This window comes from uncultured Corynebacterium sp., assembly GCF_946998835.1.
GTDB lineage: Bacteria > Actinomycetota > Actinomycetes > Mycobacteriales > Mycobacteriaceae > Corynebacterium.
Genome location: NZ_CAMQAZ010000005.1, coordinates 21,649 through 37,761, shown reverse-complemented (window position 1 = coordinate 37,761; position 16,113 = coordinate 21,649). Strand labels below are relative to the sequence as shown.

Genomic DNA, 16,113 nt, shown 5'->3' with positions numbered 1-16,113 from the left:
GGTTACTTCTCCTCCTCGGCAACGTTGGAATATGGAAACAGGTCAAGCGGGACGTGAAGGACGCGGGAGCCGTTCTTAAGACCCCTGACGTGCTCGTGGGCAGTCTCGTCAACCACCGTTGCCGCGAACAGTACCGAGTGGCCATCAGGGAGGTGGGGCATGATCTCGTCAATCTTCTCCCCATCAAGCACACCTTCGACCACGACGAGGTGCTCGCGACCGCGCGAGCCGTCGAAGTGTAAATCTTTGGGGGTCAGCGTGAAGCGAAGTTGTGCCGCCACGGAGCGTACGAGCAGATTGCCTGTTGCCTGTTCGGTCAGGGTGGTGAGTGCCACCTCGGGGTCGTAGTCGAAGCAAGCAGGCTCAAGGTGGGCGACGGTAAAGCCACCGCCTCCTCGCCAGTTGACGATTCCCTTGACGGGCTTAGTCTTGGTCATCTTTTTGAGTTGCTTGATTGCAGGGTTTTTCTTGAGTTCGTCGTCGTACTTAATGGTCTTATTCAGCAATGATGTGAACTTCTGTGCTTCGTCCGGTGTCAAGCCTTCGGGTAAACCGTCCTCGGTTGCGTCGGCGCGTTCTTCCTTCTGAACGGTGATTCCGCCCTGGTCTTCGTTGTTAATGACCATCTCAAGGCGAGGGCGAGTAAAGCGCTTGAAGGTATCTTCGACGAGTTCGCAGGTGACCCAGCGTCGGCCCATCTTTTGGGCAACCGCTGCGGTTGTTCCGGAACCAGCGAACACGTCGAGCACAATGTCGCCGGGGTTCGTGGCGATGTGAATAATGCGCTCGAGTAGGCGTTCGGGCTTGGGGGTGGAAAATGGTCGGTAGTCGGGAAGGAGCGCAGAAATTTCCTTCTTGGCGGAGTCATTGTGCCCCACGTCTTTCCATGTCAAAAGACTCCTTGGCACCGTTCCTTGAACGTCAGACAAGAACCTCTTAAAGCGAAACCCGCCCTTTCCACCACCGGTCAGCATAAAAATTGGCCAAGACCCTTGGCTGTACCTCTCCTTCGCATGGGACACGGTCGAGCCGTCGAAGTTCTTAACTAGGAGTGGTTTAATGTCCTCGCGAAGTTCTACGTTGTCACCTTCGATTCGGCGCCGAGCTTGAAGTTCTTCTTCGGTCACCTCGCCAAGTTCGTACTCACAATACTCGTTGAGCGCGTTCCAGATAGTCTCCTGCTCGAACCTCCAGTTTGCATTGAACGGGGGGTAGATTACTTCTCCTGTAATTGGGTGTTGGATTCCGTAGACGCCCGGGTGCTGTCTTCGACCGACATTGTGACGTGAGCACGGGTCTCCAGTTGTCCAAGCCCCCTTCGGGTCCCTATCCGGATTGTCATACCGTGCGTCCATCTCGGCGGTGCGGGGAATCCTGTTGGGAGTAAAGTTCCCCTTCGAGTAGACGACGATAGTATCCGTCAAGGAAGGAATTGAGTGCGAGTTGTTGCTGGGAGTAGACACTTTTTCCCAGACCATTTCGGCTACAAAATGCTCCGCCCCGAAGACTTCATCGAGCAAAACACGCATCCGGTGGTTCTCCACATCGTCCAGGTGAATCCAAATTGAACCGTTCTCGCTCAGCAAGTCACGCAAATGCAGCAGACGGTCTCTCATCATGGTTAGCCACACGGAGTGTTCGAGGTTATCCTCGTAGTTCGCGAACGTCTGAGCCGTGTTAAACGGAGGGTCAATGTAGATGCACTTGACCTTTCCGACGTACTTCTTAGACCACTCTGGCACTCGTGTTAATGCCTCCAGCACGTCGCCAGATTCGCCCAGAATGAGTAGATTGTCGGACTGTGGCTCCAAATCTGAGCGTTCCGAATAGGTGGTTCCGTCTTCCTTTTCCGCCCTCGTCCCGATGACAGTTTCGTCAACCGTTAAGACTCTCGTTTCGCAGTACCTCGGGTCGCGGGGGTCTACCCATGTGTAGCCATAGCGACCTTGCTGGGTTGGAATAAGTGCCTTGTCCTTGTTTGTCCAGGTCAACTCAAGGCGTTGTTGTCTGCCCAACTGTGTCTCCTTTGCGTATGGCCTTGCATTTTTCGTACTTTACAGAGTAGCCAGGACCGCGACACGCACCGAAGGTAATAACAGGCAAAGCGAACAACTTTTGGTGTCATTGCCACAGGCGGGGGAAAGGAGAGGTGGGCTTTGGGTTGTGCCCCTAACCACGAAGGCGAAAAACGGTTCTAAACGTACTCCGAAGATATTCTCTCATTACATTGTGAAGGAGTTTTCTTCCGTCCCTCGGGGTTTTTCTGAGGAATCTCGAAACCTTAGTGCCCCCACCAGGGCTCGAACCTGGGACAAAAGGATTATGAGTCCTCTGCTCTAACCGACTGAGCTATAGGGGCAAGGATCGGGCGCTGTGAAGCGGCAATTAAGCGCTATGAACCAGTGCCCAAAACCTCATAGCATCATAGCAATCAGCCACCGTGTGGTGATAAAAGCCCTATATCCAGCGACTCTGGGTGCAGTTACACAGGCCTAATGAAGCCGTCCCTCGTTCTCGATGGCGTCATCTCCCGGGCGCGACGAAGCAAAGTTGCCCTGTAAAACTGCCCCGCAAAGTTACGACTTTCGGTTGATGAATCAGTACTTGGACACTCGTAGCATTAATCCTATGAGTGCAAAACCTTCCTTGAGCAGCGCCGACGTCTCAGCCGACGCACAACCCGGTGCTACAGCGAAAGCGAAGGGCGCCGCCGTCACGGCGATCGCCAGTGATGAGCAAATCGCTGAGTTCTCGGCCTCGCCACAGCGCTGGTGGGGCCTGCTTGTGCTCGCGGTTGGCCTCGGCATGATTGTCCTCGACGGCACCATTGTTGGTGTCTCACTGCCGACCATCATTTCGGAGCTGGGACTCGACATCGTCGGCGCGCAGTGGATTACCACTATCTACTCCGTCGTTTTCGCCGCATTGCTGCTGACTTCCGGCCGCGCTGGTGACCGCTTCGGCCGTCGAACACTCTTCCTCGTCGGCCTGGTCATCTTCACGGTCGGCTCCGTCGTGGCTGCACTTTCCACCTCCTTGGCCCCGTTGGTCATAGCCCGCGTTATCCAGGGCATTGGTGGCGCGTGCATTCTGCCGTCGACACTGTCCAGCGTTAACGCACTGTTCCGTGACAAAGATCGCGCCACCGCATTCGGCATCTGGGGCGCAGTTATGTCTGGCGCGGCGGCGGTCGGCCCACTCCTGGGTGGTGTGCTTACGCAGTTTGCTGGTTGGGAAGCTATTTTCTGGGTCAATGTGCCCATCGCAGTGGTGCTTTTCGTCCTTGCGCTGCGCTGGGTGCCGAACACCGCAGGCGATACCAATGATGCGGGCGGCTTCGACGTCCTCGGCCTGGTGCTGTCTGGAATCGGCTTTGGTGCCGTGGTCTTCGGCATCATTCAGGGCGCCAAGATAGGGTTTGCTTTTCCCTCCGCGCCCGTCGTCACGCTCCTGGTTGGCGCGATGGTGCTTGTCGCCTTCGTGCTGTGGGAAAACCGCCGTCGGAAGAATGCGGACCCCGCGCTGTTGGACGTGTCGATGTTCTCCTACGCCACGTTTAGCTGGGGAAATACCACGGCGATGCTCGTCGCGGTGGGGGAGTTCGCGCTGGTCTTCGTGCTGCCGCTCTATCTGGTGTCGGCGATTGGCTTATCGACGATCGCAACCGGCCTGGTCCTGGCAGCAATGGCTCTCGGTGCGTTCTTCGCAGGTGCCATGGCGCGTCATTTGGCGGCCCGGATTACCCCGGCCGGTGTGGTGATTGTGGGCCTTGGTCTCGAGGTCTTCGGTTCGTTGCAGTTGGCGGCGGAAGAGCGTGTTGACCTGCCACTGTGGCTCGTTGTCTTTGCCTTGATTGTCTACGGTTTGGGGCTTGGTCTGGCATCGGCGCAGCTGACCTCGCTGGTGCTTGGCGATATTCCAGTGCGCCTGTCGGGTCAAGCATCGGCAACGCAGTCGACAATTCGGCAGATTGGTTCCGCCCTCGGTGCAGCGCTCGGTGGCATGACACTGACGATTGGGCTGGATCGTGAGATCGCGAAGCTGTCGCCCGGCCTGGAGCAGATGGGGCAGGGGCTGAAGGATTCTGCTGGCTCGATGCTGATTGGTCTGCGTGCGCAAGGAGCTCCCGACGAAGTGTTGGTGCCGCTGACCAACGCGTTTGCACATGCCACACAGTTCGCGCTGTATTCCGCCGTTGGTGCGCTAACTATCGGTTTCCTCTGCTCGCTAAAGGTGCTGCAGTTGCGCCAGCAGGCTGAGAATGCGCAAGCAAGCTGAGAAATCGAATTAAAGATTCGGAATATTCGGCTGTGGGCCTGTGTTGGGAATTGGTGTCACAACATCAATCGTGGCAGTCTTATCCTTTGTCTCTTGACCGGACTTGCTAGGTAGAAATGACCAACATGAAAATGCTCACAAAGCGGCGTTGGCTCGATTACGGCCGAATTTCCACTTCCTCCTGTTGCTAAACACTTCGGGTTTCCCTGTCCCGTTGTTGCCTGCCTCTTCGAGGCTGAGCCCAACAGCCCCGGATACCCCAACACGCGCATAAGTCAGACGGCTTAAGTTGCGCCATAAGTGTTTTCGAAGAAAGAAAAATCCAGGAGGAAAAGTGAATAAATTCAAATGGGCGACCGGCTTTGGTGCCCAAGTTGTCTATGGCCTGATTATTGGTCTCATTCTGGGCTTCATGGCCCGCAGCACTGGCGAGGATTCCTCGCTGCGCACAGCGCTCGACGAGGTCGGCAGTACCTACGTCACGCTGTTGAAACTGCTCATTCCGCCGCTGGTGGTTACCGCGGTTGTGGTGTCGATCGCCAACCTGCGCCAGGTCGCAGGCGCAGCCAAGCTAGCTGTTTCGACGCTTATTTGGTTCGCCATCACATCCTTTGTATCGGTGGTTATTGCCATTGGTCTGGGCTTGCTTATCAAGCCGGGCGTTAACTCCGGTGTCGATGCCTCGGCAGCACAGGAACCGGATTCCGTGGGCTCGTGGTGGGGATTCCTGCAGAGCATTGTCCCGCAGAACTTCCTCGGACTCGGCGTGAAGATCAGTGAAACTGATGGCGCTGTGTCCGGCTCGCTGAACTTCAATGTCCTGCAGCTGCTGGTCATCGCCATTGTCTTCGGTATCGCCGCAGTGAAGGTCGGTCCGAAGACCGAGCCATTCATCGAGTTCTCCGGTTCGCTTCTGACCATCGTGCAGAAGGTGCTGTGGTGGGTCATCCGCCTGGCGCCGATTGGTACCGCAGCCCTCATCGGCCACGCCGTTGCTGAGTACGGCTGGGAAGCACTCGGCAGCCTGGGCAAGTTCGCCATTGCCATTTACATTGGCCTATTCCTGGTCATTGCAGTCGTGTACCCAGTCGTGCTGAAGATTCACGGCATCAGCCCGATTGACTTCTTCCGCCGCGTCTGGCCGGTGACCTCGCTCGGTTTCTTCACTCGTTCGTCGATGGGTGTCATGCCGGTTACCGAGCGTGTGGTCTCCCGCCGCCTGGCAGTGCCGGATGAGTACGCCTCCTTCGCAGTGCCGCTGGGCGCTACTACGAAGATGGATGGTTGCGCTGCTATTTACCCGGCTATCGCAGCTATCTTCGTATCGCAGTTCTACGGTGTTCCGCTGGATTTCACGGACTACCTGCTCATCATCTTCGTCTCCGTTATCGGTTCGGCTGCAACTGCTGGCACCACCGGCGCTACCGTCATGCTGACCCTGACCCTGTCGACTCTCGGTCTGCCACTTGCCGGCGTCGGCCTCCTGCTGGCTGTTGAGCCGATTGTGGATATGGGCCGCACTGCGGTGAACGTCACCGGTCAGGCCGTGGTCCCGTTGGTCGTCGCAAAGCGTGCGGGAATCTGGGACAAGGACGAGTGGGACGCCAGCGCCAACGCCGACCTGTCGCCAGCCGACGAACCGGCTGACGAGACCGCCGAAAAGTCCACGTCCGCCGCGCTTGCGTAGTCTTGAGGGCATGACTTCTTGGAAGCCCTCTGTTCTTGCGCAAATTGACCAGTGGCCAGTCGATACGGTCGCGGCTGCCGTGCGTGCCGACGATGGCAGGTGGCACACCCACGGTGATAGCGGTCGCGTTTTTGAGCTCGCCAGTGTGACCAAGTTACTGGCGGCTGTGGGCATGCTGGTGGCCGTCGAAGAGGGGGCGTTGGAGCTCGACCAAGAGCTCACGCCACCCGGTCACGGTGCGACTGTGCGTCACCTCCTGGCGCACGCCGGCGGGGTGGGGTTTGCCAGCCGCGAGTTGGAAAAAGAACCGGGGGAGCGGCGCATTTACTCCTCCGCGGGCTTTGACATAATTGCCGATGCCATCGCTGCGGAGGCAGAGATGCCGTTTAGTGAATACCTGCGCCAGGCAGTGTTTGAGCCGCTGGGGATGGATGATTCCGTGCTGGATGGCTCGGCTGGACACGGCGCGCGCAGCAGCGTCGCTAATCTCATGGCCTTCGTCGAGGAGATTCTCGCCCCGACGCTCCTGCATCCCGATACCGTTACCGAAGCTTTGACCGTACAGTTCCCAGGCCTCAATGGCGTGGTTCCGGGCTATGGTATGCAGCGACCAGCCGATTGGGGTCTGGGCTTCGAGATTTTCGGACACCCCGATTCCAAGCAGGGGCTGTGGTTTGGCGCCTCGATGCCCAAGGATGTCGCAGGGCACTTCGGGCAGGCGGGAACGTTCCTGTGGCTCCATCGCCCAACCGGGCGAGCGGCAATCGCGTTGACCGACCGAGCTTTCGGCGAATGGGCAAAGCCGCTATGGACCGACTTCAATGATGAACTCTGGCGTGAGTTGGAAGAACACGCTGCAGACTAAAGAGCAATGGGTTAAGTCGCGTCGCCTGCGGCGCCGACTTTTCGTCTCGGCGCTAAATCACATCCGGGGGATTAAGGACAACTTGAGGGTTGCCAGCAGCCACCTCGGAAATAACAATCATAAACACGTGCAACGCAAACCTCAGAAGTGTTGTTTTACCGCAGTGCTCTATCTGCAGTGTGGCAAGTGTCGTTGGATGAGTTCGTAGGGGAAGACGAATCTCGTCTTACACCAATTGACCGCAACTTTTCCGAGGACCTTCGTCTATGCGCACCCAACTTTCAGGCGTGCTGTGGATTCACAGCATGCCAGGGCCGCTGCAACCACACATCACGTGGGCGCTGGCCCGACTCAGCATGCCCGATGGCAGTAAGCCAGGCCGGGATATTTGGCGTGCGACCGACCAGGATGCCACTTTGTGCGCCGAGGTGCCTTTCACCGCAAGTGCTGACACCATCGCCACACTGGTAGACAACCTGGCCAGGTGGCCGCGCCTTTATTTCGAGCTGGCGCAAGACCCCGCCGTGGGCGATGACGGCTACACCATCGACGGCATGCGCTACTGCCACACCCCGCAGCTGGGAACTTTCGCCGGACAGACCGATGCCGCCGGAAACATCGTGGTCAACGAGGACGCGCTGCGTTCCATCATGGCGCGCGGCGGCGACATCGCAGGCGCCCTCGACGCGGCTATCGGCGGTCCGTGGGATCGCGTGCTAGAGCCCATGCGCATGATGACCGCAGGCTACGCTCCCGAAGAGTGCTTTACGACGTCCACACCTGCCGGGCCCGATAGCGCCAGCGGCAACTCGACCGCTGGCAACGCAGACTTCGGCGGGGCAGAGATAGCTAACGTGCTGCAGCTCTACCCGCGCCGGGCCGCGATGTAGTCGACGACATCCCCGAGAGTCTTAAAAGAGGAAATGTCCTCGTCCTCGATACGGACTCCCAGCTCTTCCTCGCAGCGGACGGCCAACTCTACGACGCTTAAGCGGTCAAAGCCGTAGCTGGTCAGCGGAGTGGTGAGCTCCAGGGACTCCACCTCGTCGTTAGCCATCTTTTTGACGATTGCCGCGACCTCGCCGTGCACACCTGCGGGCAGGTCTGCGTCGGCGGAATCCTTCTTCGAGCCCGCCTGCGCTGCACTGGTCGCGGCATCGTCAGCGTCGCCGGCACCGGTAGCCTGTGTGCCCAACAGGGCGCTGAGCTGATCTCCAAGGCTTGAGGTCATTACTCTGCGTCCTGAGTGGTTGCAGTTGGGTCAGTAATCTGCAGCTCTTCAGCCGCTTCCTGAGCGACATCCATGTCGAGCTTGCCAGCGCGTGCCAGGGCAGCCAGGGCAGCGACAGCAACCGACTCGCCGTCGGAGTTGAAGTAGCGGCGAGCGGCCGGACGGGTATCCGAGAAACCGTAGCCGTCGGTGCCGAGCACCGTGTAGTCACCCGGAATCCACTTGCGAATCTGCTCTGGCACCGCACGCTGGAAGTCGGTCACTGCGATGAACGGGCCATCTGTGTCGGCCAGCTGACGGGTGACGAAGGCATCCTGGACCTCGTCAGTCGGGTTGTGTAGACGCTCAGTGTCGCGTTCATGGCCATCGCGTGCTAGCTCATTCCACGAGGTCACAGAGTAAATCGAGGAAGCCACACCGTAGTCTTCCAAGATGTCTGCGGCACGCAGGGCCTCCTGCATGCCAATGCCGGAAGCCAGCAGATTGACGTGCTTGTCGCCCTCGGCCTTGCGGAAGCGGTAGATACCGCCCAGCAGTCCCTTGACATCCAAATCTTCCGGCACAGCCGGCTGCGAGGTTGGCTCGTTGTAGATAGTCAGGTAGTAGATGACATCTTCGCCGCGCTCCGGTCCATACATGCGGTCGATACCGTCGCAGACGATGTAGGCAATCTCGTAGGCGAAGGCCGGGTCGTAGGAGACCACGGACGGGTTCGTTGCCGCCAGCAGCTGGGAGTGGCCGTCCATGTGCTGCAGCCCCTCACCGGTCAACGTCGTGCGACCAGCGGTAGCGCCAAGGAGGAAACCGCGGGACATCTGGTCACCGGCAGCCCAAATGGAGTCAGCCGTGCGCTGGAAACCGAACATCGAGTAGAAGATGTACAGCGGAATCATTGCCACACCATGGGTGGCGTAGGCCGACCCGACAGCGGTAAACGAACCCACGGAGCCCGCCTCGGAAATGCCCTCGTGCAGAATCTGACCATCCTTCGCTTCCTTGTAGGACAGCATCAGCTCATGGTCGACCGGGGTGTAGTTCTGGCCGTGCGGGTTGTAAATCTTCAGCGTCGGGAACCAGGAGTCCATACCGAAAGTACGAGCCTCATCAGGGATGATGGGCACGAAACGGTCCTTGAGATCCTTATCGCGCATCAGATCGCGGAAAACACGAACCGTCGCCATAGTGGTGGCAACCTTCTGCTTACCCGAGCCCTTGAGGATGTTCTTCAGGCTTTCGGGCTTTGGCACCGTCAGAGGCTCGTAGCTAGTGCGGCGCTCTGGCACGAAACCGCCGAGCTCCTTGCGCCGCTCCAGCATGTACTGCACCTCTTCGGACTCCGGACCCGGGTTGTAGTACGGCGGCAGGGACGGATCCTTCTCCAGCTCCTCGTCCGAGATTGGAATGCGCTGGTTATCGCGGAAGAGCTTCAGATCATCAAGCGTCAGCTTCTTCATCTGGTGGGTCGCGTTGCGGCCCTCGAAGTTGTGGCCGAGGCCGTAGCCCTTAACCGTGTGCGCCAGAATGACGGTCGGCTGGTCCTTGGTCTCCAAGGCCTTCTTGTAAGCAGCATAAATCTTGCGGTAGTCGTGGCCACCGCGACGGAGGTTCCAAATTTCCTCGTCGGTCATGTCTTCGACCAGCTTGGCAGTGCGCGGATCGCGACCGAAGAAGTGCTCTCGCACCCAAGCGCCGTCGTTAGCCTTCAGCGTCTGGTAGTCGCCATCGCAGAACTTATTCATCAGGTCGACCAGTGCGCCGTCCTTATCCTTGGCGAAGAGCTCGTCCCACTCACGACCCCAAACGACCTTGATGACATTCCAACCAGCGCCGCGGAAGAACGACTCCAGTTCCTGGATGATGCTGGTGTTACCGCGCACTGGACCGTCGAGACGCTGCAGGTTGCAGTTAATGACGAATGTCAGGTTATCCAGGTTGTTCAGCGCCGCATGCTGAATGGCGCCACGGGACTCCGGCTCGTCCATCTCACCGTCGCCCAGGAATGCCCAGACGTGCTGCTGGGAGGTGTCCTTGATACCGCGGTCATGTAGGTAGCGGTTAAAACGTGCCTGGTAGATAGCGTTAATTGGTCCCAGGCCCATCGACACCGTCGGAAACTCCCAGAATTCCGGCATGCCGTGCGGGTGCGGGTAGGAGGGGAGACCATTGCCCTCGCCGAGCGAGACTTCCTGGCGGAAACCGTCGAGGTCCTCCTCGCTCAGACGCCCCTCCAGGAATGCGCGGGCGTACATGCCCGGCGAAGCATGCCCCTGGAAGAAGACGTGATCGCCGCCACCTGGGTGGTCCTTGCCGCGGAAGAAGTGGTTAAAGCCGACTTCGTAAAGTGGTGCGGCGCCCGCGTAGGTGGAGATATGTCCGCCCACGCCGATACCCGGACGCTGAGCGCGGTGAACCATAATCGCCGCATTCCAGCGAATCCACTTGCGGTAGCGCCACTCGATATCCTCATCACCTGGGAATTCCGGCTCCATCTCGGTCGGAATGGTGTTGACGAGGTCCGTCGACGTCAGCGGCGGCAGTGCCACGCGTTTTGCCGTGGCGCGTTCCAACAGACGCAGCATGAGGAAGCGAGCACGCTCCGGGCCCGCCTCTTCCAGCAGGCCATCGAGGGATTCGAGCCACTCCTTGGTCTCTTCGGGATCCGCGTCCGTGAGGTAGGAGGCAACTCCATCACGAATAAGGGCGAAGTTTGACTCATCAGAGTGGGCTTGTGGCGTACCTGACGGTGCGTCTGACATTGTGAGCTCCTTTCAGTCCTGGAAGGAAAGGCAAAGTTTACTTTTCTCCACTCTACTTCTGATTTGCCTGTCGTGCCCCTGCGTGTGTTCGCACAAGCTTGCGCAGGGACTTGCCAAACAATGCACGCCGCTTTACGACGGCCATTGCGAAAACTGCACCTTTTTGGGGAAATTCTTACTTTGGAGCTGTGCAAAATGCATTTGAGCGGTAAAATTCCTCGACATAGTTCGAAAAATCGAGCTGAATAATCTTTCTAGAGGAGGAAAAGGGAAGTGGTCAACGCCACAGGCGCTGCTCGTGACTATGCGAGCAGGCTCGGCATCAAGGAAGGTCAGCTAGTCCAGGAGGTTGGCTGGGATACAGACTGTGACTCAGCGATCAGTGAGTCGGTCGAGAATTTCCTGGATGCAGACCTGCTTGACGAAGACACGGACGAGGTTGTTGACGTCGTACTGCTGTGGTGGCGCGAAGAAGACGGCGACTTGGTCGATGGTCTTGTGGATGCTTCCCGTCCTTTGGAAGATGAAGGCCGTGTATGGCTGCTCACCCCGGGTGCTGGTCAACCGGGCGCTATTGAGCCGGGCGTGATTGATGAGTCCGCACAGCTGGCTGGTTTCTCCAACACCTCGGCGCTTCGCCTGGGGGATTGGCAGGGTAACTGCCTGGTGCAGCGCTCTAGCTAAACAGGTTTTAGCTAAACAGGCCCGCGTTAAGGTAGAAAATCAATCTGTGTAAATGACCTGTAGAAATGCCGTGTGTAGTGCGCAATTGGCAAACTATATTTGCCGTATGTTAAAGTTTCGCAGCAGCGCGGCGATAGCTCAGCGGTAGAGCTCTGGTTTTACACACCAGCGGTCGGGGGTTCGAAACCCTCTCGCCGCACAGTTACAATCCGTCCGGATTCTCGTAAGTGAGAATCCGGGCGGATTTTGTGTTGTTACCTCTGGCCCCGGTGGAGGTAAATGAGGGGTAAAGGATAAAAGTGTTTCTGATTCTCAAGATAGTAACTGGTCGGACCCCATAAATCGGGCTGCACATGTGAATGCACAGGTGAATATGCATGTGAATACGGGCTGCACATGTGAAACTGTGTGAGTTTATGACACTTTCATGCCATTTTTCTGGCCATTTTTGTCATAAACGCGGTCAGTAACTCGGATTGGCCCGCCGTCGCTATTTGATTAAATTGTGCAGCAGCGGCCCATATCGGCCGTACAAGCGATTTTCAGAACAAGAGTCGTAACTAATGACCACCGACCAAAGACCACCGACTAAAGACCACCGACTAGAGGCCACCGACCAAAGACCACCGAACAAAATGGATTGGGCACCGGCGCAATGAACTTGGGAATACGAAAGCACCGAACTCTTGCCGCTACTTCACTGTGGCAGCGTGGCGCCGCTATTGCTCTGGGCTATGCGTTTGACCGCCTTTTCGCAGATCCCACCAACCACCATCCGGTCGCGATGTACGGGCAGGCCGTCAGCAAACTTGAGCGCCGTCTCTACGCTGATTCCATGGCACGCGGTGCCGCGTTCACCACAATTGCTGTGGCCACACCGGTAGCTCTCACCGCCGCTATCAGTACGATTGCCCCCAATCTCGCACTGACTGCCACTACGTGGGCATCGCTTGGCGGCACGGCCCTTCGACGCACTGGTGAACGTATGGCCGACCGACTCACCTCCGGCGACGTTGATGCTGCCCGCGAGCTAGTGCCGTGGTTGTGCTCGCGTGATCCGGAGGCTCTCGATGCGGACGGCATTGCACGCGCCACCGTCGAGTCGCTGGCGGAAAACACCTCCGATGCAGTTACAGGCACGCTCCTGTGGGGAGCCATTGCCGGAGCTCCAGGTGTTGTTGCTCATCGAGCGGTCAATACGCTCGACGCCATGGTGGGGTACCGCAACGCCCGCTATCGCAAGTTCGGATGGGCTAGTGCACGGCTTGACGACGTCGCCGGGTTCCTCCCCGCCAGACTCACAGCTGTCGCAACTGTGGTTGCAGGACCGGATCGTCGTCAAGCATTGGCGGCGTGGCGAAGAGACGCCAGAAACCACCCAAGCCCGAACGCGGGCGTCGTGGAGGCAAGTGCGGCCGGTGCGCTGGGGCTGCAGCTGGGTGGCAAGACGGTGTACCCCAGCGGCGTGGAGATGCGTCCGGTGCTCGGCAGTGGTCGGGTGCCTGCGGTGGCAGATGTGCGGCGTGCAGCGGAGCTGAGCAAGCGAGTACAAAACATTGTCGCGCTCAGCTGCGCCGGAGCTGTAGTTGTCGCTGGATGCATCCGGCGCGTGAAAGAGCGAGCTGAGATCTAGAAGCGCTCGTCGTAACGGTTGTCGCGGTAGCCCGCGGCGCGGTGGCCGGTGTTGCCGTAGCGCTGCGCCATGCGCTGGCGGTGTAGCTCAGCGGCGCGGTCCTTGTCTGTCGTAACCTTCGGAGAGCCGGCAGTGGTGTCGTCATCCGAAGTGGTCGCTGTTTCCTTGGGGGGATTCGCGCCGGTGTGATTCGCGTCGGTGCGGTCCGCATCATTAACCGGTTCCGCAGCCTCGGCATCGCGGAGGTTCTTCGCCATTTCCTCCTGTTCTGCGCGGTCGCGTTTGCGCTCGACAATTTCGGCGCGAATGAACCACACGACGGCCAACGGCACGAGGGCACCGAAGAAGATCCACTGAATGCCGTAGGAGAGGTAGGGGCCGGACTCGAGGGTTGGCAGTGGAATGGCTTCGATGACAGCATCGGATTTGTCAGAGAGCTGAAGCCAGTCGGGGTTGAGTTCTGTGCCGACAAGCTCGGACACTTCCTTGGTGTTGATGCCATAGACCTGTGGGGGAGTGCCGGGGATGGGGGCGGTCTCGGCAGGAATCTCGTTTCGGCGAGTGAAGGCCGAAATGGTCAAGGTTCCCTTCGGAGCTGGCTCAACATTAGGTGCCCCGGAATCAGTGGGGCGGACAAAGCCACGGTTGACCAGATAGTTCTCGCCATTGTTGGCGGCGAAGACATCGAGCACCTGAACGGCTGGTGCGCCGTTGACCGGACGGTTTCGCAGCAGTACCCGGGTATCCGGCACGAAAGAGCCTGTGGCGGTAACACGACGCCATTCATTGCCCTCAACGAAACCCTTGCCCTTGGGCATCAGTTCGTTGATGTCCACGGGATCGAGTTCGAATGAGTGCTCAAGCTGTTCATTGCGATGTTGCGTCGCGGTGTTCTTGCCCAGCTGCCACGGAGCCAGAACCGTAAACGCGAGATAGGAAAACGCAATGGCGACAACGGCAATAAGAACCCATCCGGGGGTCAGAAATTGGCGCACGTTCTTTAACACAGTCATTGAGCTTACCCGCTGGTGAGGATGGAACTAGTGGGGCTGGTGTTTGACGGTGCGGAGTTACGGTGAACTTCAGGTAAAATCATTTGGGCATATTTGACGGGATATCTACCCGGGATAGATGGAAAGAGAGGTGTCGTGGTGGGCACGCAAACAGCGAAAAATTCGCCTTCACGCCGCTTCAGCACGGTCTCACGCCAGTTCATCAAGTTCGGTCTGGTCGGCGGTACAGGTGTGATCGTCAACCTGATTGTCGTGATTATCGCCCGCAAATTCGGCCTCAGCCTGGGCACCAACGAGCATGACGTTTTTATGAACCTGTTCGGGACGCGGTGGAATATTCGCTACTCCCACGTCTACGCAACCCTGGCGTTTGTGGTGGCCAATATTTGGAACTTCCAGCTCAACCGATCGTGGACTTTCCGAACTGACAATCGTCCGAACTGGTTTAGGCAGTTCTTCCCGTTCCTATTTGCCGGTATATCAGCGCTGATTGTGAATCTGATTGTCATCACGCTGCTGACTAACCCCACCTCGCCGCTGGCGCTGCCGATGGATATTTTCGATGACTCCACCGGATTTAGGAACCGCCTCTACTGGGCAAACCTCATCGGCGTTATCTTAGGCACGCCCGCAAACTTCATCCTGAATAAGATCTGGACGTTCCGAAACCGGGGTAACTCCAATAGAGCAAAAGAAAAGGTTGTTCTGAAACCTTAACGCTCAGAGGCCAGCGACAGGGTTTCACGTAACCATGCGATGACGCCCGGTGTTGCGGCCTCAATTTCATTTCGGGTGCGGACAAAACCCTCGGGACCGCCGTAGTACGGATCAGCCACGATGGCACCCTTCGGAGATGCTGGGTCGAAGGAGCGCATCAGGCGAATCTTTTCATTGGGCACACCAGCGTGGAGCAGACCATTAACGTGCGTTTCATCCATAGCGATGAAGAGGGTTGCATCCATGTGTTCATCGCCCAGCTGTGCTGCGGTGTGGTTCGGGTCGTAGCCAGCGTTTTCCAGCTCGGCCTGAGCTCGCTCGTCGGCGGGCTCACCAACATGCCAGCCGCCGATTCCGCAGGAGGCCAGGAGGACATCGTCGGCAAGCGCATTGGCTTCAACGGCATCACGGACGATGATTTCAGCCATGGGGGAGCGGCAAATATTTCCGGAGCAGACAAACACGACGTACACGGACTCAGTACGATGCGACGAGTTCATAAGCATAATAGGCAAAACCAGACTTCTCGGAAAATAAAAATAGGATTGTCACTAATTGTTGACGAGTCTTAAAGATACAGCATTTCCCGCACAACACGATTCAGGGCCTCAGGCGACGACACCACCGCCGCAGCCGATGCCAACTCAGAGGTCGGACCGTAGCCCCATTCCACCGCGATAGCGGAGATGCCGAACTGTGCGGCACCTTCAAAATCATGGATGCGATCGCCGACCATTACGACGGAGCCACGAGGGCGCCGGGCCGCATCGGTGTCAATGCCCAATTCCTTAAGCGTGTACTCAATGACCTCGGACTTTGTCTGCCGCGAGCCGTCATCGCCGGCGGCGCCGATGAAGTCAAAGGCCTCGAGAAGCCCGAAATTGTCCAGGGTCTTGCGAGCGAAGTATTCGCCCTTGGAAGTCGCAGTGGCTAGACGCACGCCTGCTTCCCGCCAATCGCGCAGGAGCTCCGGCCAGCCGGGAAACATCTCCGCACGCTGCCAACCACCCGCGCGCTGATGGTCCATATACACCGAGAAGGCGCGGTTAACTTGCTCGTCGGAAAGCCCGAGCGAGGCTAGCGTCTCCACCATCGGCGGGCCGGGAATCGTGTTGATGAAGCTCTCGGACGGAAGTGGGTGGTCAATCGCCTGCAGTGCAAGGCGGAAACCATGTGCGATAGCGGGGAGGGAATCGGCGATGGTGCCGTCGACATCAATGAGGACAGTGGGGCGATGGCCAGTGGACAT

Annotated in this window: 13 protein-coding genes and 2 tRNA genes; 8 read left to right on the top strand and 7 right to left on the bottom strand. The window is 58.2% G+C overall.

The window, feature by feature from the left end; translation table 11 throughout:
* Positions 1-2: 2 nt before the first annotated feature.
* Both Q0U90_RS02650 and Q0U90_RS02645 read right to left on the bottom strand, forming a co-directional pair.
* Positions 3-2,015, bottom strand: a complete 2,013-nt coding sequence (locus tag Q0U90_RS02650) for a site-specific DNA-methyltransferase (protein WP_297451342.1) — start codon at positions 2,013-2,015, stop codon at positions 3-5.
* A gap of 270 nt (positions 2,016-2,285) precedes the next feature.
* Positions 2,286-2,359, bottom strand: a tRNA-Ile gene (locus Q0U90_RS02645).
* 269 nt (positions 2,360-2,628) lie between these two features.
* Between Q0U90_RS02645 and Q0U90_RS02640 the strand changes: the two genes are divergently transcribed.
* The 4 genes from Q0U90_RS02640 (at position 2,629) to Q0U90_RS02625 (ending at position 7,720) form a co-directional block, all read left to right on the top strand.
* On the top strand, positions 2,629-4,278 hold the full coding sequence (locus Q0U90_RS02640) for a DHA2 family efflux MFS transporter permease subunit (protein WP_297451339.1): 1,650 nt from the start codon (positions 2,629-2,631) through the stop codon (positions 4,276-4,278).
* Positions 4,279-4,612: 334 nt separating this feature from the next.
* The gene (locus Q0U90_RS02635) at positions 4,613-5,965 is read left to right on the top strand and encodes a dicarboxylate/amino acid:cation symporter (protein WP_297451336.1); all 1,353 of its coding nucleotides are present in this window, start codon (positions 4,613-4,615) and stop codon (positions 5,963-5,965) included.
* A 10-nt stretch (positions 5,966-5,975) separates the two neighbouring features.
* Entirely contained in the window at positions 5,976-6,830 is an 855-nt protein-coding gene (locus tag Q0U90_RS02630; RefSeq protein WP_297451334.1) for a serine hydrolase domain-containing protein, read from the top strand.
* Positions 6,831-7,096: 266 nt separating this feature from the next.
* On the top strand, positions 7,097-7,720 hold the full coding sequence (locus Q0U90_RS02625) for a DUF3145 family protein (protein ID WP_297451330.1): 624 nt from the start codon (positions 7,097-7,099) through the stop codon (positions 7,718-7,720).
* Here Q0U90_RS02625 and Q0U90_RS02620 read toward each other — a convergent pair.
* Together Q0U90_RS02620 and aceE are read right to left on the bottom strand one after the other, a co-directional pair.
* A complete protein-coding gene (locus tag Q0U90_RS02620; protein ID WP_297451327.1) occupies positions 7,696-8,061 on the bottom strand; it encodes an acyl carrier protein in 366 nt (121 codons plus the stop codon). The genes Q0U90_RS02625 and Q0U90_RS02620 overlap by 25 nt on opposite strands.
* On the bottom strand, positions 8,061-10,817 hold the full coding sequence (aceE, locus tag Q0U90_RS02615) for a pyruvate dehydrogenase (acetyl-transferring), homodimeric type (protein ID WP_297451324.1): 2,757 nt from the start codon (positions 10,815-10,817) through the stop codon (positions 8,061-8,063). The genes Q0U90_RS02620 and aceE overlap by 1 nt, the downstream gene beginning before the upstream one ends.
* 273 nt (positions 10,818-11,090) lie before the next feature.
* On the opposite strand from aceE, the gene Q0U90_RS02610 reads away from it, so the two are divergent.
* From Q0U90_RS02610 to Q0U90_RS02600, 3 genes are all read left to right on the top strand, one after another.
* The gene (locus Q0U90_RS02610; protein ID WP_297451321.1) at positions 11,091-11,501 is read left to right on the top strand and encodes a DUF3052 domain-containing protein; all 411 of its coding nucleotides are present in this window, start codon (positions 11,091-11,093) and stop codon (positions 11,499-11,501) included.
* Between the two features lie 127 nt (positions 11,502-11,628).
* Positions 11,629-11,700 (top strand) — tRNA-Val (locus tag Q0U90_RS02605).
* A 456-nt stretch (positions 11,701-12,156) separates the two neighbouring features.
* Positions 12,157-13,134: a cobalamin biosynthesis protein gene (locus tag Q0U90_RS02600; protein ID WP_297451318.1), complete on the top strand. Its 978-nt coding sequence runs from the start codon at positions 12,157-12,159 to the stop codon at positions 13,132-13,134.
* Here the strand turns inward: Q0U90_RS02600 and Q0U90_RS02595 are convergent.
* On the bottom strand, positions 13,131-14,147 hold the full coding sequence (locus Q0U90_RS02595; RefSeq protein WP_297451315.1) for an SURF1 family cytochrome oxidase biogenesis protein: 1,017 nt from the start codon (positions 14,145-14,147) through the stop codon (positions 13,131-13,133). The two genes, Q0U90_RS02600 and Q0U90_RS02595, sit on opposite strands and share 4 nt — an antisense overlap.
* 135 nt (positions 14,148-14,282) lie before the next feature.
* Here Q0U90_RS02595 and Q0U90_RS02590 point away from each other — a divergent pair, with 135 nt between their 5' ends.
* Positions 14,283-14,864: a GtrA family protein gene (locus Q0U90_RS02590; RefSeq protein WP_297451312.1), complete on the top strand. Its 582-nt coding sequence runs from the start codon at positions 14,283-14,285 to the stop codon at positions 14,862-14,864.
* On the opposite strand, the gene Q0U90_RS02585 is transcribed toward Q0U90_RS02590, so the two are convergent.
* Together Q0U90_RS02585 and Q0U90_RS02580 are read right to left on the bottom strand one after the other, a co-directional pair.
* Positions 14,861-15,370, bottom strand: coding sequence for a low molecular weight protein-tyrosine-phosphatase (locus tag Q0U90_RS02585; RefSeq protein WP_297451557.1), 510 nt, complete (start codon positions 15,368-15,370; stop codon positions 14,861-14,863). The genes Q0U90_RS02590 and Q0U90_RS02585 overlap by 4 nt on opposite strands.
* A gap of 62 nt (positions 15,371-15,432) precedes the next feature.
* Positions 15,433-16,113: an HAD hydrolase-like protein gene (locus tag Q0U90_RS02580; protein WP_297451309.1), complete on the bottom strand. Its 681-nt coding sequence runs from the start codon at positions 16,111-16,113 to the stop codon at positions 15,433-15,435.